Source organism: Hyphomonas sp. ske169 (assembly GCF_056850855.1).
On sequence record NZ_CP096146.1, the window covers coordinates 2,082,439 to 2,105,602 of the forward strand.

Sequence of the window (23,164 nt, forward strand, 5' to 3'; positions counted from 1 at the left end):
GCCTGCTATGCATATATGGGTACTGCCTACCCTTGGGTAAAGGGTTATTGTGCAGTGCAAGAAATGCGCAAAAAGCATAAAAGTGGAAGCGGGGGAAGGGGGCTAATCGCACCATCAGCAGGCAATTGAAATTATTGGGTATTTTAACCCTAATCGAAGCCGGACAGGGTCCCTGTTTGCAAGTCGAGTTCGATCCTCAAATCTTTGTGATCGTGATTTTCCGCAAGAATTTCCAGGGGGCGCATGGCGGCTTTGAGGAGATCATAATCGCGATCATCTCCGAGCGTTTCCCCGTCCGCCGAGAAAGAGGTGAGGCGGTAGTCAATGGTTGGGGTTCCATCTTCGACATAAGACCGCCGTTCAAGGCGAACCCGCGCAGCGCCAGGAAGGGCGGCGAATGTGAGCGCGTCTCGCCAAGCGTCACTCATTCCAGCGGTGTGCCTAATTCCATCATCGTCTCGCGCAAAAGCGGCCCGATTTCGGTATGGATCACCAAATCTGCATAGACGTCATGTTCGGTCTCTTCGCGATTGATGATGACATATTTCGCGCCATTCTGTTTCGCGATAAGCGGGATATTCGCAGCGGGATAAACGACCAGAGACGACCCAATCGCGATCATCAAATCGCAAGAGACGGCTTCACTTTCAGCGAACACCATTTTGTCTTCCGGCATGGCTTGGCCGAAAGAGATCGTCGCCGACTTTAAAAGCCCGGCGCAGAAATCGCAGACAATATCTTCGTCCGCTTCCCAGCGCGGGCGGAGGGTTTCATAGTCATAGCGTTTCCCGCAATTCAGGCATTTGGCATATGAGGCGTTGCCGTGGACCTCGATCACATTCTCGTCCGGCACCCCGCCATCCTGGTGTAGATTGTCGACATTCTGGGTCACGACGGATGTGACTTTGCCCATGTCGACCAGTTTCGCGATTGCGTGGTGCCCGGCATTTGGGGTTGCGCCGACCCAGCCCGCGGTGCGTTCAAACACGCGCCGCCAACCCTCCCGGCGGGCCTCACGGTCAGACACAAAATCTTGGAAATAGATTGGCTGCATTTTCGACCAAACCCCGCCAGGCGAGCGAAAATCGGGGATGCCGCTCTCCGTCGAGATGCCCGCACCCGTGAACACGACCACGCGATCGGCGGCGTCGATGTGTTTGGCTAAGATCGCAGCTTCATTCATACCCGAACGCTACTTGAGGCGGAGGCAAAGGCCAACTCAAAATCAATTTGCAAAGCCTTTTCTTTCCAACCAATCCGAGCAGATCCGCACCGCTTCCGGCAACAGATCAGGCCGTTCGATATAATAATGATCGGCGTCTTTGATATCGTGAGTTTCTTTGTCGTCATGTCCCACGGCATCGAACAGACGCTGCGCATGGCTCGGCGTACAGGCGAGATCTGCGGTATTGTTGATGACCAGCACAGGGCAGGAGATCCGCGCCGCATTGCCAAGCCCTGTCGCATTCGTCGTGTCATAGCCCCACTGGCTCAGCCACGAGCGAAGCGTGGAAAACCGCGCGAGGCCAACCGGGCCATCATTAGCGACTTTTGGCTCGCCCAAATAACACGTGTTCGGGCGACGATCGGACGGGTCTTGAGTCGGGTCGGTCCAGCGCAAATCCGCCATCGTGCCGTGCACCGTAAAGGCGCGTTCCGCGTTCACCTCGCCGGCTTTCCGGAGGTCTTCTAGTGTTTGCTGAACCCAGGCCGTAATGCGGCGATTGCGAGCAATTTGTTCGGTGCGATAACGGGTTTCATAGTCCGGCGTATAGGCTGGCTGATTGGGATTTTTGGGGTCGTAAATATTGAGCTCTGGATTGCGCGCGAAGGGCCGCGCTTCGACTGCGATGGACGGATCGATCCACTCAGTGAGCGTCATCGCGCGGCTAATGTGGGCGGCGAGCAGCATGATGCCTTGCACAGGCGGCAAGCCCATACTGGCCAAATCATACGCGTCGCCCGCAGGCGTGTGGGTGATGGTCGGCGTTTCAGCCTGGTCTTGATAGAAGAGGGACAGCGACCCGCCGCCAGACCAGCCGCCGAGGATGATCGCCTCATAGCCGAGCTTTTCGCGCGCATGCTTTAAACAGGCGCCAAGGTCGGCGACGCATTTTTCCATAATCAGGGCAGTGTCATTGCCGCGATAGCGCGGATTGCAATAAATCACATGATGTCCGGCATAGGCCAGCGCAGACACTAACGGCAGGAATGCCCCAGAACCGATTGGGTGCGAAAACACGATTACGGTTTTGGACGTGCCGTCTTTGGGCCGTATATGCATGCATTCGACGACCACCGTGCCGCCAGCGCCACCATACACGTCTTTGAAGCCAGACGTCTCTTGATGCAGCACCAGATAGGGCTCTCGGATCACTTCGACCATGGCTTACCTCCATCTGGCCTCCCGCAGGGTGAAGACTTGGCGCTTTCTACCGACGAGTCCAGTATGACGCAAAGACAAGGGAGCAAGTGGATGATCAAAGCAACCGGTATCCACCACCTGGCAATCATGTCAGCCGACATTAAGAGCCAGATCGCATTCTTTTCCGATGTTCTGGGGTGTAAACTCTCAGCGATATTCGACATGCATGGCGTGCCCGGCGGGATCCACGCCTTTATGCATTTAGACGACCATTGCTATTTCTCGATTGTTGAATTGCCAGCGGTGAATGACATTCCGGTGCAGATGGGCGTCACCCATTCGGGCACTGGGGCTGGCCCGAGCGCGGCTGGCACGATGCAGCACCTTGCTTTCAAAGTCGACACGCCGGACCAATTGCTTGCGATCCGCGACCGGATCCGAAAGAAAGGCGTCAATGTCATCGGTCCGATCAATCATGGCATGTGCCAATCGATCTATTTTGGCGGCCCTGAAAACATGACTTTGGAAGTTGCAACGTCTGACGCTGAGATTGACCAAAAAGCTTGGGTCGATCCGTCGGTTCTTGAGAAGGTTGGCATCAGCGCTGAAGAAGCAGCGCAATCTATGGCGCCTGACCCCTATGCGGGAGAAGGCGGCAGCGTGAAACAACCGCCTTATGATCCAGACAAGCCGCATCAAGCCTATCCGAAAGAGATGTATAGGCAGCTGCTGCAAGCGCCCGATGAGGTGATTTGGCAAACCGCATCCTATGCTGACCCTCCGGTAAAAGTAGACAATCAATGATCAAAAAAATTGCGTTAGGCGCTGTCGCCCTGTTTGGCCTCCTGGTGATTGGTGCTGGGGTCTATACCTGGGACCCGCTGCCGAAAAATCCGAGCGCGGCGGACCTCTCAACAGCAGCGGCTCAGTATGATGTTGAGATCATTCGCGACACTTGGGGCGTGCCGCACATTTACGGCAAAACCGATAATGATGCGGCCTTCGGCTTGGCCTATGCGCATGCTGAAGATGATTATGAAACAATCCAGGAAACCGTTGCCGCGACCCGCGGTGTGCTTGGCCGATATAAAGGCGCGAATGCGGCCCGGACTGATTACCTGGTCGAGCTTTTAAATGTCTGGGACACGATTGATGAACGCTATGAAAGCGAGGTCCCGGCCGATGTAAAAGCCTATGCGCAAGCCTATGCTGATGGATTGAACCTCTATGCGTCAGAGCATTTGGACGAGACTTGGCAAGGGCTGCTTCCGTTTAAGCCGCAGGATATTTTCGCGGGCTCTCTGTTTCGCACGCCTTTCTTTTATGGCTTCGATGAAACGCTCTTGGACGTCTATAATGACGAGCGGGTTCAGAGCATTTCCCTCGATCCGGGTTCAGGGCGCGGGGCTTGGCTGATTGGACCTAAAACCGCGCCGCCGCGCGGCTCGAACGCGTTCGCGGTTGCGCCAGAACGTTCAGGCGATGACACCACACGGCTGGTCATCAACTCGCACCAACCAATGACGGGACCCGTGGCCTGGTGGGAAGCGCATATGGTCTCCGAAGAGGGCCTCGACATTCATGGCGGGGTTTTCCCGGGGTCTCCGAGTATCTTGCACGGCTTCAACAATTATCTCGGCTGGGCCAACACGGTCAGCAAGCCAGATTTGGCGGATGTCTATGTGCTGACCATCAATCCGGATGATCCGAACCAGTACCGGTTGGATGGTGAGTGGCGCGATCTGGAAGTGGAAACCGCGGACCTGGCGGTCAAACTTTGGGGGCCGTTTGCATTCCCGGCAAAGCGTGAAGTGCTGACCTCTGAACATGGCCCCGCCATCCGCACCAAAACCGGCACCTATGCCATCCGTTATGCGGGCATGGGCGCCATGCGCCAGACTGAGCAGCGTATGCGCACGGCAAAAGCCCGCAATTGGGATGAGTTTTACGCCGCCATGGCGATCCATGCCGTCCCGGCTCTGAACTATGTCTATGCCGATCGCGATGGCGTCGTGGCCCTCATCCATAATGGCCAATATCCAGACCGCGCGGCGGGCTGGGACTGGACCAAAGATATGCCGGGCGATCGCTCGGACGTGATCTGGCAGGACTATTTGCCCTATGATCGCGTGCCGATTTTGCGAAACCCGCAATCGGGGCTTGTCTTTGACGCGAATAATGAACCGTTTAGCGCCACCGATGGGCCAGACAATCTACGCCCAGAACAATTCGCACGCTCAATGGGCTTGCAGACCGATCAAACCAATCGCTCGCTCCGGATCATGGAGCTGACCGATGGCACAACGCCGATGACGCGCGAGGCGCTGCTCGCACTGAAGTTCGACAATACCTACGCGCAAGGGTCGGTTGCCGACCGCACGGTTAAAGCTGTCCTGGCGAAGGATTGGAGCGCCGATCCAGCCTTACAGGCAGCCGCAGATCATTTGGCCGCTTGGTCTTATGGAACCGGCAAAACCGACCGACACGCAGCATTGGGTGTGCTCACCACCATCCATGCGGTGACTGAAAAACTGACCGGTATTCCAGCGCCGACACCAGCCGATGCGTTCCGCCAAGCGGTGACCTATCTCGACACGCATTATGGCCGGATCGATCCGGAATGGGGTGAGATCAATCGCCTTGTGCGCGGCGATGTTAGCCTTCCGGTCAGCGGCGGCCCGGACATCTTGCGGGCGATTTATCCGGTAGAGATTGGCGAAGACGGGATCTTAAGGGCCAACGCAGGCGATACCTGGATCGCTTTGGTGGAATGGGACGCTGAGGGCAATCAGCGCGCCGACGTCATCCACCAATATGGCGCCGCGACTTTGGATGCATCGTCCCCGCATTATGCCGATCAAGCGCCGCTCTTCGCGGCCGAAGAATGGCGCCCAGCTTTGCTGACGCGCGAAGATGTTGAGGCCAATGCAGCGCGGACGTATCGGCCTGGCCGCTAGCTTAGCGTTCGCGCCCAGGTGCGGATCTCTTCGACAAACAAGTCCGGCGCTTCCATCGCGGCGAAATGACCGCCATGCGGCATCTCGGACCAGTGCGTGATATTATAAGCGCGCTCACACCATGAGCGAGGCGGTGGAAAGTAGACCGTTTCGCCTGGGAAATTCGCGAAGCCAGTGGGTGTTTCACAGCGCACACCTTCTGGCAGCGTCGCACCGCCCTCAGCGAAGAATGCGGCATAATACCAAACCGAGGTGGCGATCGCGTCATTGACCAAATAGATCATCAAATTGGTCAGCAATTGATCGCGCGTATAGATATCAAACAAGCTGCCGCCTTTGAGGTCTGTCCAAGTGTTGAACTTCTCCAAGATCCAAGCGGCGGTGCCCATCGGGCTGTCCATCAGTGCCATGGCGAGCGTTTGCGGCTTGGTCGCCTGCTGCATCAAATAGCTGCCCTCAGCTTGCATGGCCGCTTGCGCGCGCTGAACCCAATCGCTCTCTTCGTCTGATTGCGGGAGGGTTGGATTCGGGCGCAGGCCGATCATATTGAGATGGATCGCCTCACACCCGCCTTTGCCATCTACGGTGCCATGGTCGAGGCCGAGCCAAGAGGTGACCATGCCGCCCCAGTCTCCGCCCTGCGCGAGATAAGTGTCATAGCCAAGCATGTCGCACATCAGCGTGTTCCAAAGCTTGGCGGTGGCGCGCTGTCCAATTGGGGCTTTCGGTTTTCCGGAAAAACCATAGCCGGGCAGAGATGGGATGATGAGGTCAAACGCGTCTTCGGCTTTGCCGCCATGCTGGCTTGGATAGGCGAGAGGGCCAATCGAGTCATAGAATTCAAACACAGATCCCGGCCAGCCATGGGTCAGTAGCAAAGGCCGCTTGCCTTGCGCCTCGCCGACCACGTGAAGGAAGTGGATCGGCAAGCCGTCTATCTCGGCAATGAATTGCGGATATTGATTGAGCGTCGCTTCTTCCGCTCGCCAATCATAAGTGTCGAGCCAGTAGGATTGGATATCTTTTAGGACTGGCGTCGACATGCCGAGCGCCCATTCGGGCAGGCCTGCAGGTTCAGGAAACCACTGATAGGCCGCCACGCGCGCTCGGATAGAATCGAGCTTTGCCTGTGGGATATCGATTTTAAATGGTGTTGGTGCGCTCATTTCAACCCTCCGCGTCTGTTTGGAGGGTGCCGCGCAAATGATTTAGGTCAAGGGAGAACGCCGCGAGAGCTTGGCCTCTTAGTTGTCCATCGCTGTGCCGATTTGATCGGCATTATCATCCCATTTACCGGCGGCGCCGTCGCCAGTCGCGTTCAGGGCACCGATTAAAGCAAGCGTCATCAACGCGAGAAGAAGACCATACTCTACCGCAGTCGCGCCGGACTCATTTTGCAACAGGTCCCGTGTTTTTTTGTAGAGTGTGCTCATGATTTATAGCTCTTTATCCCCAGACAATAACGCGTCGAAAAGTGGGATATCGGCGGCCGGTGCTGGGTAGCTGTGCAAGTCTTGCGGTGCGACCCAAGCGAGTGTTTGTCCTTCAGTTGGACGCGGCGTCCCTATCCATCTCTTCACGGCATAAAGTGGCATAAAAAGGTGAAAACTCTCGTAAGCGTGGCTGGCAAATGTGATCGGTTCGAGGTCATCTTCGCTAACCGTAATGGCCAATTCCTCTGTTAACTCCCGCACCAATGCACGCTCTGGCGTCTCGCCGGATTCTATCTTGCCACCAGGGAACTCCCACAGTCCCGCCATGGATTTTCCCTCTGGACGTTGGGCCAAGAGGATTTTGCCTTCTGGGTTAAAGATCGCGGCGGCGGCGACATAGACGATCTTCACGTGCGATAGGCTCCGTTTATGTCGACATAGGCGTGGGTGAGGTCGCACGTATAGATCTGCGACTTACCCGGCCCGTTTCCAACTTTGACGCGGATCGAGATTTCTGGCTCGGAAACAGCGGCCGTGGCGCGGGCTTCGTCATAATCCTGAGCGCGCGCGCCTTGTGCGGCGACCTGAACGTCGCCGAACCAAATCGACAATTGGTTTTGATCGACTGGTTCTCCCGACTTTCCAGCTGCCATAACCACCCGGCCCCAATTGGCATCATTCGCCGCAAGTGCAGTTTTGACCAAAGGAGAGTTCGCGATATCGGTCGCAATCGTCCGTGCCGATCGATCTGAGTCTGCGCCCTCGACCCCGATCGTGATGAACTTGCTCGCGCCTTCTCCGTCTTTGACAATCGACAAGGCCAAGTCGAGGCAGATCTCATTCAAGGCAGTTTTGAAGCTAGCAAACCTTGGATCGGATTCGGTTTCGATTGGCGGGGCGCCATTCGCGCCGGTTGCAAACACCATTAGACTGTCAGAGGTCGAGGTGTCGCTATCAACGGTGATGGCATTGAAACTCAACCCGCACGCCTCGCGTAGTGCGACATCCAAAAGCGCTGGTGCAATCGCGGCGTCGGTGAAGACGTAAGCCAACATGGTCGCCATATTTGGCGCGATCATACCAGAGCCTTTGGCAATGCCCGAGAAGGCGGTCGGGATGCCATCGAGGTCGCGGATAAATCCGGCGCCTTTGGGATAGGTGTCGGTGGTCATGAAGGCTTTGGCGCAGGCTTCCCAGTCTGGGGCGGCGAGTGCCTCAGAAAGTTCGGGAACAATGCTGCCGACATAATTGGCATCCTCGAGTGGTTCACCGATCACACCGGTGGCGCCGAGGAAACAATGGTTCTTTTCCGCCGAAAGCGCGGTTACCATCGCGGCTAGTGTGGCGTCATTTTTCAAGACACCTTCGGGGCCGGTAAATGCGTTCGAATTCCCGGAGTTTACCACCAGCGCAGTCGCTTTGCCCTTGCCCCGCGCCAGTGCATCACGGCACCAATGGACGTCTGCAGATGCGGTCGCAGATTGAGTAAACACGCCAGCGCAGGTGGTGCCTGGCGTAAATTCAAATAAGAAGACATCATCTCGGTTGACCCCGCGTTTGGCATAGAATCCGCGCGAGCCGGTCGCGGCACGGACGCCCAGGACCGCTGGAAGGTTCGGAAATTCAGCCGGCGCAAATGGGGACGGGGTCAAATTCATGGCGTTTCTGTTTCGTCTGCTGCGCTGTCATTGGGCTCGGTGTCCTCGAGATATTCAGCCGGGTCACGCCGGCGAATATCGGCTCGGGCGCGCAATTCTCTCAAAATGTCACTGATCTGAGTGAAGGTCAGGAAGGTGATGATTTCCGGACGCATTTCGGCTTTGGTCTTTGGCGGTGTGGTGCGGCGCTCATCGACTTTTAGGATTAGCCAACCGTCTTCGGTTTCAAACGGTGAGGACGCTTCGCCGGTCACCGTATCGCCAATCCGCGCCGGCAAGGGATCTGCCAAATCGTTTGGGCTGACCCAGCCAAGGTCACCACCTTCGAGCCGAGTGCGGACGTCTTGAGAATGTTCCAAAGCCGCTTCAGCAAAATCGCGTCCTGCCAACAACTCCGCAAAAACCGAGGCGGCATCTGCTTCTGTTTCGACCATGATTTGCCGCAGCCGCACTTGATCATCAAGCTGTTGCAGCTTCACCTGCTCTTCATACATCCGGTCGATCGCGTCATCGGTGACCTCATTGGCGACCAGGCTCTCAACTAGAATATTTCCCAAAAGACGTTCCCGTCCCGCGGCTAATCGGCGAGAGGCTTCAGGGTTTTGATCGAGGGTTCTCCGCTCGGCTTCTTGGGCCAAGAGACGTTGGTCAATCAACTGATCCAAGATCTGATGAAACTCAGGATTGGCAGGACCAAAATCCGAGTTGGGTTCGATTTGACCTTGGGCGACGGCTTCGAGTTCGACATCGATCATATAGATCGGCTCGCCATTCACCAGCGCGGCGGTTTCGCTATCAATCGTAACTGTTGCGGTTCGCACGTCCGATTGTGGATCGCAGCCAGTCAAGCTGAACAGTGCAAGGCCAATAATTCCGGCGAGGCCGAACGAATGACGGTTCATTTGCATAATGTGAATTCCTTTGCCGCTTTCGGCTAATTGACACAGCTCGGTGGCGTTCTTAAGTCCGCTTGAGACAATGGTCGAGAGATCAGTTTTGGATGCATTTGTTGACGCGTCCACACCTCGGAAAGTTTTTTATGATTTCTGGGGTTAATTCAAACAGCGTGGTAGTTTCCTAGATGTTGTCCCTAGCTCAGAAGATTTTCGGTTCTGTAAATGATCGCCAACTGAAGCCCCTGCGCCGCCGGGTGCAGAAAATCAACACGCTTGAGCCAATGATTGAAGCGCTCTCGGATCAGGCCCTGCGCGCGAAAACAGATGAGTTTCGCAAGCGTTTAGCCGACGGCGCCACTTTAGATGACATTCTAGACGAAGCTTTTGCGGTTGTGCGTGAAGGCGCGAAACGCGCGCTTGGCATGCGCCATTTCGATGTGCAGCTGCTTGGCGGCATGGTTTTGCACAATGGCGCGATTGCAGAGATGCGGACTGGCGAAGGCAAAACCTTGGTTGCGACGCTTCCAGTCTATCTCAACGCGCTACGCGGCGAAGGCGTGCATGTTGTTACCGTGAACGATTATCTTGCGTCTCGCGACGCGGAGTGGATGGGCAAGCTCTATAGTTTCCTAGGTCTGACCACGGGTGTGATCCGCGGCGAAGTGCCCGGCGGCGGCCGGATGTCGGATGAAGATCGCCGCGCGGCGTATGCTTGCGATATTACTTACGGCACCAATAATGAGTATGGTTTCGATTATCTGCGCGATAATATGAAGTACTCGCTGGATCAGATGGTTCAGCGCGGACACGCCTTTGCAATTGTCGATGAAGTTGACTCGATCCTGATCGACGAAGCGCGGACGCCGCTGATTATCTCTGGCCCAACCGATGACCGGTCTGAACTTTATCGCTCCATTGACCGCTTCATTCCTGAATTGGACGATGAGGATATCGATCTCGATGAAAAGATGCGGTCTGTCGTCTTCACCGAGGAAGGCCTCGAAAAGATGGAAGAGCGCCTCAATGAAGAGGGCATTCTAGACGGCTCGCTCTGGGACCCGGCAAACGTTTCAATCGTTCACCATTCCAACCAGGCGCTGAAAGCGCACAAACTGTTCCATCGCGATAAAGACTATATCGTGAAAGACGATCAGGTGATGCTGATCGACGAGTTTACTGGCCGGATGATGGAAGGCCGCCGCTTGTCGGAAGGCCTGCACCAAGCCATCGAAGCCAAAGAGAATGTCGACATTAAGCCAGAGAACCAAACGCTGGCCTCGATCACATTCCAAAATTATTTCCGTCTCTATGAAAAGCTGGCCGGGATGACCGGTACGGCGATGACTGAAGCGTCCGAGTTTGGCGATATCTACTCGCTGGCGACGTTTGAGCTGCCGACCAATAAGCCGATCCAGCGGATCGATGATGATGATGTCGTCTACCGCGTCGCTGCGGCGAAATATAAAGACATTGTCGAAGAAGTTCGTGAAGCGCGCGCCAAGGGGCAACCAGTTCTGCTTGGTACCGCCTCAATCGAAAAATCTGAGATTGTCTCGACCTATCTGACCGCCGCGAAGATCCCGCACAAAGTCCTGAACGCGCGACACCACGCTCAAGAGGCTGAAATTGTTGCCGACGCGGGTGTGCCCGGCGCGGTGACTGTGGCGACCAATATGGCGGGTCGCGGAACCGATATTCAACTCGGCGGAAACTTGGACATGCGCGTTGCGAAAGCTGTGCACGAGCATGTCGAGAAAACCGGCAGCGAGCCATCTGAGGGCGAGCTGCAATTGATCACCGATCAAATCAAAGCCGAGATTGAAGTCGCGAAGAAAAAAGCGCTGGAAGCTGGCGGGCTCTATGTCCTCGGGACAGAGCGCCATGAAAGCCGCCGCATCGACAATCAGCTGCGCGGCCGAACTGGGCGCCAAGGTGACCCGGGCAAATCGAAATTCTTCATTGCGGTGGATGATGACCTGATGCGCGTGTTTGCGGCTGAACGTCTCAATTCAATCATGAAGGGCCTCGGCATCAAAGAAGACGAGGGCATCACTCACCCTTGGATGAACAAGGCGATCGAGACCTCACAAAAGAAAATCGAGACCCGCAATTTCGACATTCGGAAAAATGTTCTGAAATATGATGATGTCATCAATGATCAGCGTAAAGTGATCTTTGAGCAGCGCATCGACTTCATGCGCGCCGAAAGCGTGCTCGACGAGATTGAAGGCATGCGCGAGTCCGTGATTGACGGGATTGTTGCGCACCACATGCCAGAAAAAGCGCATGCTGAGCTTTGGGATACCGAAGGCCTCACTGAGCGCTGTAAAGAATTGCTTGGCCTCGAGCTGCCGATTGCAGAATGGGCTGGCGAAGAAGGCGTGGCCAATGTCGAGATCGGGCAACGGATCGAAGAGGCTGCCACCAAAGCCTATAATGAGAAGACAGACTTGGCCGCGGATGGCCAATTCCGGATGATCGAGAAACAGATCTTGCTACAAGTCCTTGATGGCCGTTGGCGCCAACACTTGCAGCAGATCGATCAATTGCGGTCTGTGATCCACTTGCGCTCTTACGGCCAGCGCAACCCGCTCAACGAGTTTAAAGAAGAAGCGTTCAAACTGTTCTATGACATGCTGTCAGAGATGCGTTTGGAAGTCACCCGTTGGCTCATGACGGCGCAAGTTCAGCCGCCACAGCCACGCCCTGTTCCGACCCCGCCACAGCGAACGTTTGAAACCAGCTTGGATCCAGATACCGGCGTCAATCAGCGTCCTGGAACACCGCAAAACGTGGCCGAGCAAGCGCCGCACTCCATGGTGGCGCAAGCCGAAGAAAGCTGGGCCAACACGCCCCGCAACGCGCCATGCCCATGCGGATCCGGTAAAAAGTACAAACATTGTCACGGAGCGCTCACGGCGGATGCGCAAAAAGCATAAACCGAGCCGTAATCCGGAATAATGAAGACAAGTTTGGAAGAGGCCGCTCGGAACGATGCGGCCTTTTTCGTGTTTAGAGGTTGGGGTCGAACTCGATCTTCGGACCGTCCGCTAAATGGACGGACACATATTCGCGCAGGGCCAGTGTGAGCGCGCTGGCATCGCCCTCTAAACGCTCTGGCGAAATCAGTGGTCCGAACGTCATTTCAAACGGGCTACCGCTTTTATTGAGAAGCTCGTGGAACAAAGTAATGTCCCGCAGCTCACCATTCACTTGCGAGAACAGATAATAGAGCCACGAATTCTTGGCTTTTAAATTCAGCGGCTGGACCGGCGCTTTGTGTTTCCGCGCTAGGCTGACCACGGTCGGCATCCAGTCTTGTTCGGTGAGGACGCCGTCAATTTTCTTGGCGAGTTTTCCAGACGGGAAGATGACAACGCATTTTTCAGCTGCGAAGGCTTCTTTGGCGAGCCGCAGGGTTTCGCGCGTTTTTGCGGGCGAGCGTTTATCCATCACCCATTCAACCGGGATCAAAACGTCGGAAAATCCTGGATTGACCCGTAAGGCATCGGCATTGGCGAAGAATACAATGTCACGGCGGACGCGCCGCAACGCGTCCCAAACCGCGACGCCATCAGCCAATCCCGTCGGATGGTTGGCCGCGACCACCAAGCGGCCTTCTTTCGGCATTTTTTCGATCTCGTTGAGAGAGAGATCAACTGCCAGTTCAGTCGATAAATGGTCGAAACTGTCGCCGCCATTTAGTGTCTGCAAATAATCTGAAGTTCGGCAGGCGCGATCATAACCGAGTACCGAATACAGCAAGGGACGTATGACGGGCCAGGACCAATGATCGACAAAACTTGGGCAGCGTTCTTTTATTAGTCGATCAACAATATGATCGTCGCTCGCTTCCAGCTCAGCCAAAAAGGCCGCGTGGGTGGACGCTGCTGGTAGCGTTTTGCTCGTCATAAAGTCCCGTCTCCATTGGGAATCATCGTCTTGATATGAACTCTATCACAGTTCGTGCCAGCTTGGCGACGCCGGGGGTCAGCGGGGCCGAACCTGTAGCATTGTCAACACTTTGGTCACTTTCGCTTTACCATCCTGTAATCGGTTGGTGGCAAAGTGGGTTTCAGAAGAGGGCTAGGCGAGGATCGCCGGGGAAACACTGGTAGAGTCGTAAGGGTATTTTGATGAAAGTTCTTTGGGTCGAAGATCACGAACCGGTAAGAGAGTTATTGTTGGTGGCTGCCGACAAAGCAGCGCGGGCGCGCGTTCCGGTTGACCTCGTTATGGCAACGACCCTGATGGAAGCGGAAAACCGCCTGCGTCTTGAACGTTTCGATCTTGTTGTACTCGACTTGACCCTACCAGACAGCTTTGATGGCGACATGACGATCGCGCGCGTCGCCAATATGGGCAAACACCGGATTGCCGTCTGTTCGGCTCAGCCAGAACGCGACCAAGCGGTGATGACAGCTTTAAAGTGCGGAGCCAATGTCGCGCCTTCTGCCATCTTTAAAGCCAAGCTTCCGTTCAACCGCTTTATCCAGCGGGCGGAATCTTTTCACGACTTCCTGCTCGAACAAATGCCGGGCGCGAAGAGCGATGTGGCGGTTGCAGCTTAAGCAATTCCCGTAGCGGATCCGCTCTTTTCCTTTATTCCGTATTCTTAGCTTGCACTCTGGTCTGGCCTGCGCCATATGCGCGGTGGGCCAGCTCTCCCCAACGAGAGTCAGCCTATCTGTAAGGATAGGAGTACAAACAGATGACTGATGTCGCCAAACCCGACGTGCGTCCTGCATGTCCGCTTTTCTCTTCTGGGCCGACCGCGAAGCGTCCTGGATTTTCCCTCGAAAAACTTGAATCTGCCGCGCTTGGGCGCTCGCACCGTTCAGCCACCGCGAAAGCGAAGCTGAAACAAGCGATTGAACGCACAAAAGACATTCTCGGCCTGCCTGAGGATTACCGTGTGGCGATTGTGCCGGCGTCTGATACAGGCGCTGTTGAAATGTGCATGTGGTCGATGTTGGGCCAGCGTCCCGTCGATGTGTTTGCCTGGGAAAGCTTCGGCAAAGATTGGGTGACCGATGCGGTAAACGAGCTGAAGCTCGTCGACTGTAACATCCATGTTGGCGATTATGGCGTGCTGCCGCCATTTGAAAAAGCCCGCGACGATGCGGACATTATTTTCACTTGGAATGGGACCACGGCCGGCGTTCGGGTTCCGAATGCCGATTGGATCAAACCGAACCCAGACCGCGTTGTGATCTGTGATGCAACGTCAGCGGTTTTTGCTCAGGACATGGAGTGGGAAAAGCTCGATGTCGTGACTTATTCTTGGCAAAAAGTGCTAGGCGGGGAAGCTGCCCATGGCATGCTGATCCTGTCGCCGAATGCGGTGCGCCGCCTCGAGAGCTGTAAGCCAGAGCGCCCGCTGCCTAAGATTTTCCGCATGACCAAAGGCGGCAAGCTCAACGAATCCTTGTTCGAAGGCAATACGATCAATACGCCTTCGCTTTTGTGTACTGAAGACTATCTTCAGGCCCTCGATTGGGCCGAAGAGTGCGGCGGTTATCAGGGCCTCAAAGCCCGTTCTGATCGCTCGCTTAAGATCCTCACGGATTGGGTCGCCAAGACCGATTGGATTGAGTTCCTCTGCGCGGATGATGATGTTCGTTCGAATTCCGGCGTGACCTTCTCGATTGTCCATCCGACTTTTGTCAAAATGGATGAGCCGACCCAGCGCGACTTCATCAAACGTATGATGAAGCGTCTGGAAGATGAGGATGCGTGTTTCGATGCGAATGGCTATGCTAAAGCACCTCCGGGATTACGGATCTGGTGCGGTGCAACCGTTGAGCCGGACGATGTCGCGAAACTGACGCCGTGGCTCGACTGGACCTTCGCCGAAGAACTCGCTGCGCTGTAGTCGCTCCCGAAGGCTTCGGCCATGACGCTCGTGCTTCGACCTGCTCTGCCAGCGGACGTGCCCCATCTTGAGCGATGGGATCACGAACCGCATGTGATCGCTGCGACCAGCGACGATCCCAATGCTGATGTGGCTTTTGACGATGCGGAATGGTTGGAAGAGATTACCAGCGATGATCCGGCCAGCGCCTATTTCATTGCCGAACTAAACGGACGGGCCATCGGCGCCATGCAGGTCATCGATCCGGCTTTGGAGCGCACACATTATTGGGGGGCAGACTGTCCGCCAAACTTGCGCGCCATGGATATTTGGATCGGCGAGAAAGACTGCCTGGGCAAGGGCTATGGAACGCAAATGATGCGTCTCGCGGTCAATCGCGCCTTTGCCGATCCGGTTGTCGAAGCCATCCTAATTGACCCCCTGAATTCTAATACGGACGCCCATCGATTCTATCAGCGCCTGGGCTTCCGACCGATCGGTCGTCGTTTGTTTGATAAAGACGATGACTGCCTTGTTCACAGACTAGATCGCGCCGATTGGCGCCTTGGAGACACAGATGCCTAAAGTTCTGATTGCAGATAAACTCGCCCCAGCCGCCGTTGATATTTTTAAAAATCGCGGCCTGGAAACTGAAACCGCTGTTGGCCTCAGCAAGGAAGAGCTGATTGCGAAAATTCCTGAATTTGATGGCCTCGTCGTGCGCTCTGCGTGCAAGCCAGACGCTGACATCATCGCTGCTGCGGACAATTTGAAAGTCATCGGCCGCGCCGGGATTGGGGTCGATAATATCGATATCAAAGCCGCCACGGGAAAAGGCGTCGTGGTCATGAACACGCCGTTCGGGAATGCTGTGACCACGGCCGAGCATGCGATTGCGATGATGTTTGCGGCCGCTCGGCAAATTCCAGCAGCGAATGCGGGTACCCAAGCCGGCGAGTGGCCGAAAAAAGCCTTTATGGGCACCGAACTCTCTTACAAAACGCTCGGCCTGATCGGTTGCGGCAATATTGGTGCGCGCGTCGCCGAGCGGGCCAAAGGCCTGCAGATGAAAGTGCTCGCCTATGATCCGTTCCTCACAGAAGAGCGGGCGGTAGAACTTGGTGTAGAAAAGGCCGCGGATCTTGATGCCATGCTGGCCCGTGCGGACGCGATCACTTTGCACACACCCCTCACCGACCAGACCCGCAATATCCTGTCGGCTGACGCGCTCGCAAAAACCAAAAAGGGTGTGATCTTGGTCAATTGTGCGCGGGGCGGCCTAGTCGACGAGGCAGCGGTCGCAGAAGGTTTGAAGTCCGGCCATATCGGCGCGGCTGCCTTTGATGTATTTGCTGAAGAACCAGCGAAAGAAAACGTCCTATTCGGCGCTCCGAACTTTATCGCCACCCCGCACCTGGGCGCGGCGACGACCGAAGCGCAGGAAAATGTTGCCCTGCAGGTTGCCGAACAGATGAGCGATTATCTGCTGACGGGCGCGGTGACCAATGCGCTGAACATGCCTTCCATCACCGCAGACGAAGCGCCGCGTTTAAAGCCTTTCGCCGCCTTGGCGGAAAAGCTCGGCTTGTTTGCCGGTCAGATCAGCGATTATGGCTTTGAAGAAGTCGTTATCGAATATGAAGGCGAGGTTGCTGAGCTCAATCGCAAGCCGCTCACCGCCGCCGCGCTAGCGGGATTGCTGCGGCCATCGCGCGGTGATGTGAACATGGTGTCGGCGCCAGAAGTGCTGAATGAGAGCGGTGTGAAACTGGCGGAGACCAAGACCGAAGACAGCCCGGTCTATGACAGTCTGATCCGTATCAAAGTCCTGACCAAACGGACCGAAAACGACCCAGAACCCGGTTGGCGTTCGCTCGCGGGCACGCTGATCGCTGGCCAACCGCGGATCGTCGAAGTCAAAGGCATGGCGCTAGAAGGCGATTTCAATTCGCGCGTCCTCTACGTGAACAATCTCGATAAGCCTGGCTTCATTGGTTCACTTGGGGCGCTGCTCGGCAAAGAAGAGATCAATATCGCGACTTTCCATCTCGGACGCACCGATGCGGGCGGCGAGGCGATTGCGCTGATTGGAATTGATAGCGAGCCATCCACCGATTTGGTCAAACAGCTCAAATCACTGCCGCATGTTCGCTATGCGAGAGTGTTGAATTTCTAACTTGTATTTGGTCTCCTCATCCTGAGCGAAGTCGAAGGATGTGGTTCTAAAACGGCTAGCCCTCGTCCGTCGACGTCGCTCCGGATGAGGGCTTTTTCTTCGCAGCAAAAATTTCTCTGGACTCTTTACGCGAGTCGCAAATCGGATTCTGATTCGCTTACCAAACGAAATAAGGTGAGCGAAAATGGCGATGACACAAAGGCAGGCTCTGGATCTCTGGCGCTGCGCTTTGACGGCTTATGTGCGGTCTGACGAGTCTGATATGACGGCCCGGCAGCAAGCGGTCTTGATGACGGTTGCGCTAACACCTGGACCGCACACGGTGCGGGGCCTATCTGGCCACCTCAACATTGCGAAACCTGCGGTTACGCGGGCGCTTGATGTGCTTGAACGCAACGACTTGATTAAGCGCATTCCTGACGAAAACGATCTGCGCAGCGTGCATATTGAGCGCACGACCAAAGGCATGGATTGGCTGCGCGCTTTTGGTGGACAGATTCAAGCTGCGGAAGCTGGCGAGATCACCAGTGATCAGACATCAGAGCTTGGCCGCGCAGTCGCCTAAACTTTTCCTTGGTTTTAGGTCTATATCTCTAACTTGAATCGGTTGGAGATACGCTTTGCTATCATATCAAGACCCAAGACTAACCCTTCCCGAAGGCGGTTCGCGGCAGCGGATGCAGGTGAATGCTGGTATTGCTGCGCTGCGCAAAGCCCCTGCGTCAGAGAGCACGCAGGTGAGCCAAGTCTTACACGGCGAGACAGTGCTCTTGCATCATGAAGAGGGCGGGTTTGGCCTCGTTCAGTGCGAAACAGATCGCTATGTCGGTTGGGTTCTGATGGACGCTCTATCGGCCGCCGTCCTGGACGTGACCCATCGCGTGAGTGTCGGCCGTCTGCACACCTATACCGACCCTAAGATCACCGCTGCGGCGCATCTTGTGCTGGGGGCCGGCGCTAAACTGACGGCGACAGGCGATCGCGAAGGGCGATATTTGCGGTTTGAGCGGGCTGGATGGATCGTGGATCATTTGATCGCTGACGCCGGCGCCTATGAAACCGATCCCGTTGCCGTGGCCGAGCGGTTTCTGGGAACGCCTTATTTGTGGGGCGGACGCGATTGTTTGGGCCTCGATTGTTCCGGCCTCGTCCAGATTGCCTTTGGTGCGTGTGGTGTTCTGTGTCCGCGCGATAGCGATATGCAGCAGGTTTGGTTTGGCGACCCGATCGCGCAGTGGCAAGCCCCAGGTGCCTTGCAGCGCGGTGATCTTCTCTTTTGGAAGGGGCATGTCGGATTGATGGCAGACAGTGAAACGCTGCTGCACGCCAATGGGACCTTTATGACGACAATGAAAGAGCCGCTCGCGCCTGCGATTCAGCGGATTGCAAATGAATACGGCGAGCCCTTAGAGGCTCGCCGCGTAGATGTTTCAAGTTTGAGAGGTGTGCAGCCGGACTGGCTTACTCTTCCGTCTCAGTAGCCTCTTCGACCACTTCTTCCGCAGTCTCTGCTGCATCCGTCACTGTCTCCTCAACCGTATCCGCGGCGTCAGAAACGGTCGTTTCGACGGCGTCGGTTACTGTATCAGCGGCATCAGAGACGGTTTCTGAAATCGTCTCCTCGGCAGTAGCGGCAGCCTCAGCGATGGCGGCTGTGCCTTCGCCTGCAGCGTCTTCGATGGCTTGATCGGCAGCCGCTTCAGCGGCCTCGGCTGCATCACCTGCGGTGTCAGCAGCGCCTTCGATGACGTTTTCATCAGTTTCTGCGAGATCGCCAGCAGCTTCCTCCGCATCGCCTTCTTCAGCGACCTCTGGAAGTGGCTCTGGCGCGACAGGGGCGTCTGGGCTGTAAGAGGCGAGATAAGCGAGCACGCTGGCGCGCTCATCATCCCGCTTCAAGCCAGCAAAGGCCATGCTTGTGCCGCGCGCATAGCTTGATGGATTTTCGAGCCAGGCATCCATACGCTCCCAAGACCAGTCGCCTTCGGTGTTTCCGAGCGCGCCTGAATAATTGAAGCCTGTATGGCTCTGCTTGGCAGCGCCCAGCGTGGCATAAAGATTTGGTCCGGTGCCGTCGGCTCCGCCTTGGTCAATGGTGTGGCACGAGGCGCATTTCGCTTTGAAGCTGCGCTCGCCGCGCGCCAAGTCTGCGCCAAGGAGAAGCGCGCCAAGGTCATAAACCTCTACAGGCACTTCGCCTGAGCCGCCAGCGTCAGCAATATCGACGCGGTAGCCTTTAAAGTTTGATTCGGCCCATGCGTTCAGTGATTCGTATTCATGATGGTGGTGATGCCCGCCGCCAAAGACGATGGTTGAAACCTCTTTCAGGCCAAGAACTACAAGGCCTACAGCCAGAAGTGCCCCGAAAATCTTGTTGAGTCCGAGTTCGCCCATAGGTGATCCCTCATATTCCAATCTTGCGCGCGCCTTCTGACACGCTATGCGTTCGCAATCAATATATACAGATGTGGCAGATTGCGCGTTACCTGATTCAGCGGCGAAAGCGCGCAGGTTGATTATCAGGGTCTTTATATTGAAAGGCTTGGCAAATAGGGACCGGATCGAAATTGGAGATCAAAAGATGACACAAGGCAAAATTGCCTATCAGGGGGAGCGCGGCGCCAACTCGCATATTGCCTGTTTGGACGTTTATCCGGATCATGAACCGGTCGCGTGCCGCACATTTGAAGATGTCATCGCTATGGTCGAAGGCGGTGAAGCGCAGCTCGCAATGATTCCGGTCGAGAATACAATTGCGGGCCGTGTCGGCGATATCCATCACCTCTTGCCGTCCACCAGCTTGCACATGATTGGCGAGCATTTGATGCGGATCCGGTTCCAGCTGATGGCTCTAAAGGGCGCAAAACTGGAAAATATCGAGCGCGCTTATCGCCATGTCATGGGGCTAGGGCAGTGTCGGAACTTCTTGCGCAAGCATGGCATTCAAGCGCGCACCGCGGCCGATACAGCTGGGGCAGCGCGGCAAGTCGCCGAGCGTGGAGACATTAAAGCAGCAGCGCTCGCGCCCTCTCTTGCCGCGGAAGAATATGATCTCGAAATCTTGGCCAACGATGTGGAAGACGCCGCGCATAACACGACCCGGTTCGTGATCATGTCGCCTGAACCGCTCGACATTGGTCCAGAAGACGGGCCATGCATGACCGCGTTTCTGTTCCAAGTGCGCAACATTCCGTCATCGCTCTACAAAGCGCTTGGTGGTTTCGCGACGAATGGCGTGAACATGACTAAGCTTGAAAGCTATCAAATTGAAGGCTCGTTCAGCGCGTCACAATTCTATGCTGAGATTGAAGGTCATCCGGATGAGCGCCGGGTCCAATTGGCGCTCGAGGAGTTGGGTTTTTTCTCGAACTCGCTGAAGATCCTTGGCGTTTATCCGAAGAATCTCGCACGCGAAGCCCTGCGCGGCCCACGCGGGTAGTTGATTAGAACGTCACATTCCAAAGACCCCAGAGAAGGCTGGGGTCCAAGAACTAAATATTCCAAATTGTTAGACGGCAAATCCCATCCATGGATACCTGCCTGCGCAGGTATCGCCGGTAAATAACGCGCTTTACTCGACTTTGCTCATATAGCTGGGTAACCAATCTTCATGCGCATCGCGGAGGCGAGAGAGAGAGACATCGAGTACCGGTCCATCATTGACCAATGAGAACCCATCTCCATCAACCAAATCACCTATTAATAAACCAGGCAGACCCGCTTGATCTGCGCGCGTTTGAACTGTTGCCGCATCGCGTGGCGAAACCGCAATCAAAAATCGTCCGATGCCTTCGCCGAAATACGCAGCGCGTTGATCATCGCCAGCGCCCAAAGCGCCATCCAATCCAAGACCAGACCCTAAAAGCAATTCCGCCGCCGCACAGGCCACACCGCCATCGCTGACATCGTGCACCGCATTGACGAGCCCTTGCTCAATCAGCTCGCGCACAAAATCCGCGTTCTTCTGCTCAGTCGCCAAATCTACTGGTGGCGGTGGTCCCGCCTCATCGCCGTCTAGCCCCAAAATCTCCCGCGCATAGAGCGATGCACCGAGATGGCCTTTGGTCTCGCCGATCAGGATCAGCACATCCCCGGGTTGCGCGCCTTTCAGCGTCGCGACTTTGTCCAAGTCCTCAATCAGGCCGACCCCGCCAACCACAGGCGTCGGCGGGATCGCGATGCCGTCCGTCTCATTGTATAGGCTGACATTGCCGGACACGACGGGGAAATCGAGCGCTTTACACGCCTCGGCCATGCCCTCAATCGCTTTGACGATATAGCCCATCGTCTCGGGCTTTTCGGGATTGCCGAAATTTAGATTGTCAGTGATCGCAATCGGTTTCGCGCCAACCGCCGACAGATTGTGATAGGCTTCCGCAACCACCTGTTTGCCGCCTTCATACGGGTCCGCCGCGACATAGCGCGGGGTGCAATCTGAGGTGATGGCGAGCGCCTTATTTGTACCATGAACGCGCACAATCGCTGCATTGCCCATGCTCTGCGAGCTATCGATTGTGTCTCCCATGACGTGGCGATCATATTGCTCCCAGATCCAGCGCTTAGAGGCCATGTCCGGGCAAGACATCAGCTTCAGCAGCACCTCGCCATAATCTTCCGGCTCGGGATATTTAGAGAGATCCAGCGGCGCTCGCTTTTTCGGTTCGACCCAGGGCCGGTCATAATTCGGCGCATCTTCAGCCAGCGGCGCGACAGGGATATCGCACACCGTCTCGCCGAATTGTTTCAGCACCATGCGCCCAGAATCGGTTGTCATGCCGATCACTTCAGCGTCGAGATCGTATTTGTCGAAAATCTGTTTCGCCAGCTCGATCTTGTCTGGATAGAGCACCATCAGCATACGCTCTTGGCTTTCCGACAGCATGATCTCATAGGCGCTCATGCCAGTCTCGCGTTGCGGAACTTTGTCCAAGTCCATCTCAACGCCTATGCCTTCGCCATTCTCGCCGCCACTATCGGCCATCTCGACTGATGAGGAGGTCAGACCCGCGGCGCCCATATCTTGGATCGCTTGGATCGCATCTGTGGCCATCAGCTCTAAGCAGGCTTCAATCAGCAGCTTTTCGGTGAACGGATCGCCGACCTGAACCGTCGGTCGATTGTCCTCATCGCCTTCAGAGAATTCGGCCGAGGCCATAGTCGCGCCATGGATGCCATCGCGGCCGGTCTTTGAGCCGACATAGAAGATCGGATTGCCGGGCGTTGCGCCGCGGGCATAGAAAATCTTGTCTTGATCGGCGAGGCCAACCGCCATCGCATTGACCAGGATGTTGCCATTATAGCCGGAATGAAACTCGGTCTCGCCGGCCACAGTCGGCACGCCAACACAATTGCCATAGCCGCCAATCCCGGCAACGACGCCGGCCACCAGGCTGCGCGTTTTGGGATGGCTCGGATCGCCAAAGCGCAGCGCATTGACCAGGGCAATCGGGCGCGCGCCCATGGTGAAGACATCGCGCAAGATGCCGCCCACGCCCGTCGCAGCCCCTTGATAGGGCTCGATATAAGATGGGTGGTTATGGCTCTCCATTTTGAAGATCGCCGCCTGGCCGTCGCCAATATCGATCACGCCTGCATTCTCGCCGGGGCCTTGAATGACATGCTCATTCTTGGTCGGGAATTTGGACAGGTGCCGCCGCGAGGATTTGTAGGAGCAATGCTCTGACCACATCACTGAATAGATGCCGAGTTCGACCAGATTGGGCTGGCGTCCGAGGCGGGTGGTCAGACGCTCCCACTCTTCAGCATTGATCCCATGCTCTTGCGCGGACGCTTCGTCCTGCTGAGCCTGCATAGCGGCGATAATC

Annotated in this window: 21 protein-coding genes; 10 read left to right on the forward strand and 11 right to left on the reverse strand. The window is 56.0% G+C overall.

All coding sequences use genetic code 11. The features are described 5' to 3' along the window. Positions 1-149: 149 nt before the first annotated feature. From MY069_RS10165 to MY069_RS10175, 3 genes are read right to left on the reverse strand one after another with little or no spacing between them, the layout of a single operon-like run. Positions 150-428, reverse strand: a complete 279-nt coding sequence (locus MY069_RS10165) for a hypothetical protein (RefSeq protein ID WP_482793669.1) — start codon at positions 426-428, stop codon at positions 150-152. After that, positions 425-1,183, reverse strand: a complete 759-nt coding sequence (locus MY069_RS10170; protein WP_482793670.1) for an SIR2 family NAD-dependent protein deacylase — start codon at positions 1,181-1,183, stop codon at positions 425-427. The genes MY069_RS10165 and MY069_RS10170 overlap by 4 nt, the downstream gene beginning before the upstream one ends. A gap of 42 nt (positions 1,184-1,225) precedes the next feature. Then, a complete protein-coding gene (locus tag MY069_RS10175) occupies positions 1,226-2,386 on the reverse strand; it encodes an alpha/beta hydrolase family protein (protein ID WP_482793671.1) in 1,161 nt (386 codons plus the stop codon). Between the two features lie 90 nt (positions 2,387-2,476). On the opposite strand from MY069_RS10175, the gene MY069_RS10180 reads away from it, so the two are divergent. Beyond that, positions 2,477-3,169: a VOC family protein gene (locus MY069_RS10180; protein ID WP_482793672.1), complete on the forward strand. Its 693-nt coding sequence runs from the start codon at positions 2,477-2,479 to the stop codon at positions 3,167-3,169. Continuing rightward, positions 3,166-5,322 carry a penicillin acylase family protein gene (locus tag MY069_RS10185; RefSeq protein ID WP_482793673.1) on the forward strand — a complete coding sequence of 719 codons (2,157 nt, stop codon included), beginning with the start codon at positions 3,166-3,168 and terminating at the stop codon, positions 5,320-5,322. The genes MY069_RS10180 and MY069_RS10185 overlap by 4 nt, the downstream gene beginning before the upstream one ends. Here MY069_RS10185 and MY069_RS10190 read toward each other — a convergent pair. The 5 genes from MY069_RS10190 to MY069_RS10210 all read right to left on the reverse strand — a co-directional run bounded on the left by MY069_RS10190 (position 5,319) and on the right by MY069_RS10210 (position 9,321). Continuing rightward, complete coding sequence (locus MY069_RS10190) at positions 5,319-6,488, reverse strand: epoxide hydrolase family protein (RefSeq protein WP_482793674.1); 1,170 nt, start codon at positions 6,486-6,488, stop codon at positions 5,319-5,321. The genes MY069_RS10185 and MY069_RS10190 overlap by 4 nt on opposite strands. Positions 6,489-6,566: 78 nt before the next feature. Then, on the reverse strand, positions 6,567-6,755 hold the full coding sequence (locus MY069_RS10195) for a Flp family type IVb pilin (RefSeq protein WP_482793675.1): 189 nt from the start codon (positions 6,753-6,755) through the stop codon (positions 6,567-6,569). A 3-nt stretch (positions 6,756-6,758) separates the two neighbouring features. Further along, positions 6,759-7,166, reverse strand: coding sequence for an 8-oxo-dGTP diphosphatase MutT (mutT, locus tag MY069_RS10200; RefSeq protein ID WP_482793676.1), 408 nt, complete (start codon positions 7,164-7,166; stop codon positions 6,759-6,761). Continuing rightward, complete coding sequence (argJ, locus tag MY069_RS10205) at positions 7,163-8,413, reverse strand: bifunctional glutamate N-acetyltransferase/amino-acid acetyltransferase ArgJ (RefSeq protein WP_482793677.1); 1,251 nt, start codon at positions 8,411-8,413, stop codon at positions 7,163-7,165. The genes mutT and argJ overlap by 4 nt, the downstream gene beginning before the upstream one ends. Next, entirely contained in the window at positions 8,410-9,321 is a 912-nt protein-coding gene (locus MY069_RS10210; RefSeq protein WP_482793678.1) for a peptidylprolyl isomerase, read from the reverse strand. The genes argJ and MY069_RS10210 overlap by 4 nt, the downstream gene beginning before the upstream one ends. A gap of 173 nt (positions 9,322-9,494) precedes the next feature. On the opposite strand from MY069_RS10210, the gene secA reads away from it, so the two are divergent. After that, a complete protein-coding gene (gene secA, locus MY069_RS10215) occupies positions 9,495-12,248 on the forward strand; it encodes a preprotein translocase subunit SecA (RefSeq protein WP_482793679.1) in 2,754 nt (917 codons plus the stop codon). Positions 12,249-12,321: 73 nt separating this feature from the next. Here the strand turns inward: secA and MY069_RS10220 are convergent, their stop codons facing one another. After that, positions 12,322-13,221 (reverse strand): 1-acyl-sn-glycerol-3-phosphate acyltransferase, encoded by a 900-nt coding sequence (locus tag MY069_RS10220; protein WP_482793680.1) that lies wholly within the window; start codon positions 13,219-13,221, stop codon positions 12,322-12,324. A 224-nt stretch (positions 13,222-13,445) separates the two neighbouring features. Between MY069_RS10220 and MY069_RS10225 the strand changes: the two genes are divergently transcribed. The 6 genes from MY069_RS10225 (at position 13,446) to MY069_RS10250 (ending at position 18,820) form a co-directional block, all read left to right on the forward strand. Continuing rightward, the gene (locus MY069_RS10225) at positions 13,446-13,880 is read left to right on the forward strand and encodes a response regulator (RefSeq protein ID WP_482793681.1); all 435 of its coding nucleotides are present in this window, start codon (positions 13,446-13,448) and stop codon (positions 13,878-13,880) included. Between the two features lie 140 nt (positions 13,881-14,020). Beyond that, on the forward strand, positions 14,021-15,184 hold the full coding sequence (locus MY069_RS10230) for a phosphoserine transaminase (RefSeq protein WP_482793682.1): 1,164 nt from the start codon (positions 14,021-14,023) through the stop codon (positions 15,182-15,184). Positions 15,185-15,205: 21 nt separating this feature from the next. Further along, the gene (locus tag MY069_RS10235; RefSeq protein ID WP_482793683.1) at positions 15,206-15,748 is read left to right on the forward strand and encodes a GNAT family N-acetyltransferase; all 543 of its coding nucleotides are present in this window, start codon (positions 15,206-15,208) and stop codon (positions 15,746-15,748) included. After that, a complete protein-coding gene (serA, locus tag MY069_RS10240) occupies positions 15,741-17,339 on the forward strand; it encodes a phosphoglycerate dehydrogenase (RefSeq protein WP_482793684.1) in 1,599 nt (532 codons plus the stop codon). The genes MY069_RS10235 and serA overlap by 8 nt, the downstream gene beginning before the upstream one ends. A gap of 184 nt (positions 17,340-17,523) precedes the next feature. After that, entirely contained in the window at positions 17,524-17,904 is a 381-nt protein-coding gene (locus tag MY069_RS10245; RefSeq protein WP_482793685.1) for a MarR family transcriptional regulator, read from the forward strand. Between the two features lie 55 nt (positions 17,905-17,959). Beyond that, positions 17,960-18,820: a C40 family peptidase gene (locus tag MY069_RS10250; protein WP_482793686.1), complete on the forward strand. Its 861-nt coding sequence runs from the start codon at positions 17,960-17,962 to the stop codon at positions 18,818-18,820. Here MY069_RS10250 and MY069_RS10255 read toward each other — a convergent pair. Further along, positions 18,801-19,733, reverse strand: a complete 933-nt coding sequence (locus MY069_RS10255; protein WP_482793687.1) for a c-type cytochrome — start codon at positions 19,731-19,733, stop codon at positions 18,801-18,803. The genes MY069_RS10250 and MY069_RS10255 overlap by 20 nt on opposite strands. Positions 19,734-19,920: 187 nt before the next feature. On the opposite strand from MY069_RS10255, the gene MY069_RS10260 reads away from it, so the two are divergent. Continuing rightward, complete coding sequence (locus tag MY069_RS10260) at positions 19,921-20,778, forward strand: prephenate dehydratase (RefSeq protein WP_482793688.1); 858 nt, start codon at positions 19,921-19,923, stop codon at positions 20,776-20,778. Positions 20,779-20,910: 132 nt separating this feature from the next. On the opposite strand, the gene purL is transcribed toward MY069_RS10260, so the two are convergent. Continuing rightward, positions 20,911-23,151, reverse strand: coding sequence for a phosphoribosylformylglycinamidine synthase subunit PurL (purL, locus tag MY069_RS10265; protein ID WP_482796697.1), 2,241 nt, complete (start codon positions 23,149-23,151; stop codon positions 20,911-20,913). Between the last annotated feature and the right edge of the window lie 13 nt (positions 23,152-23,164).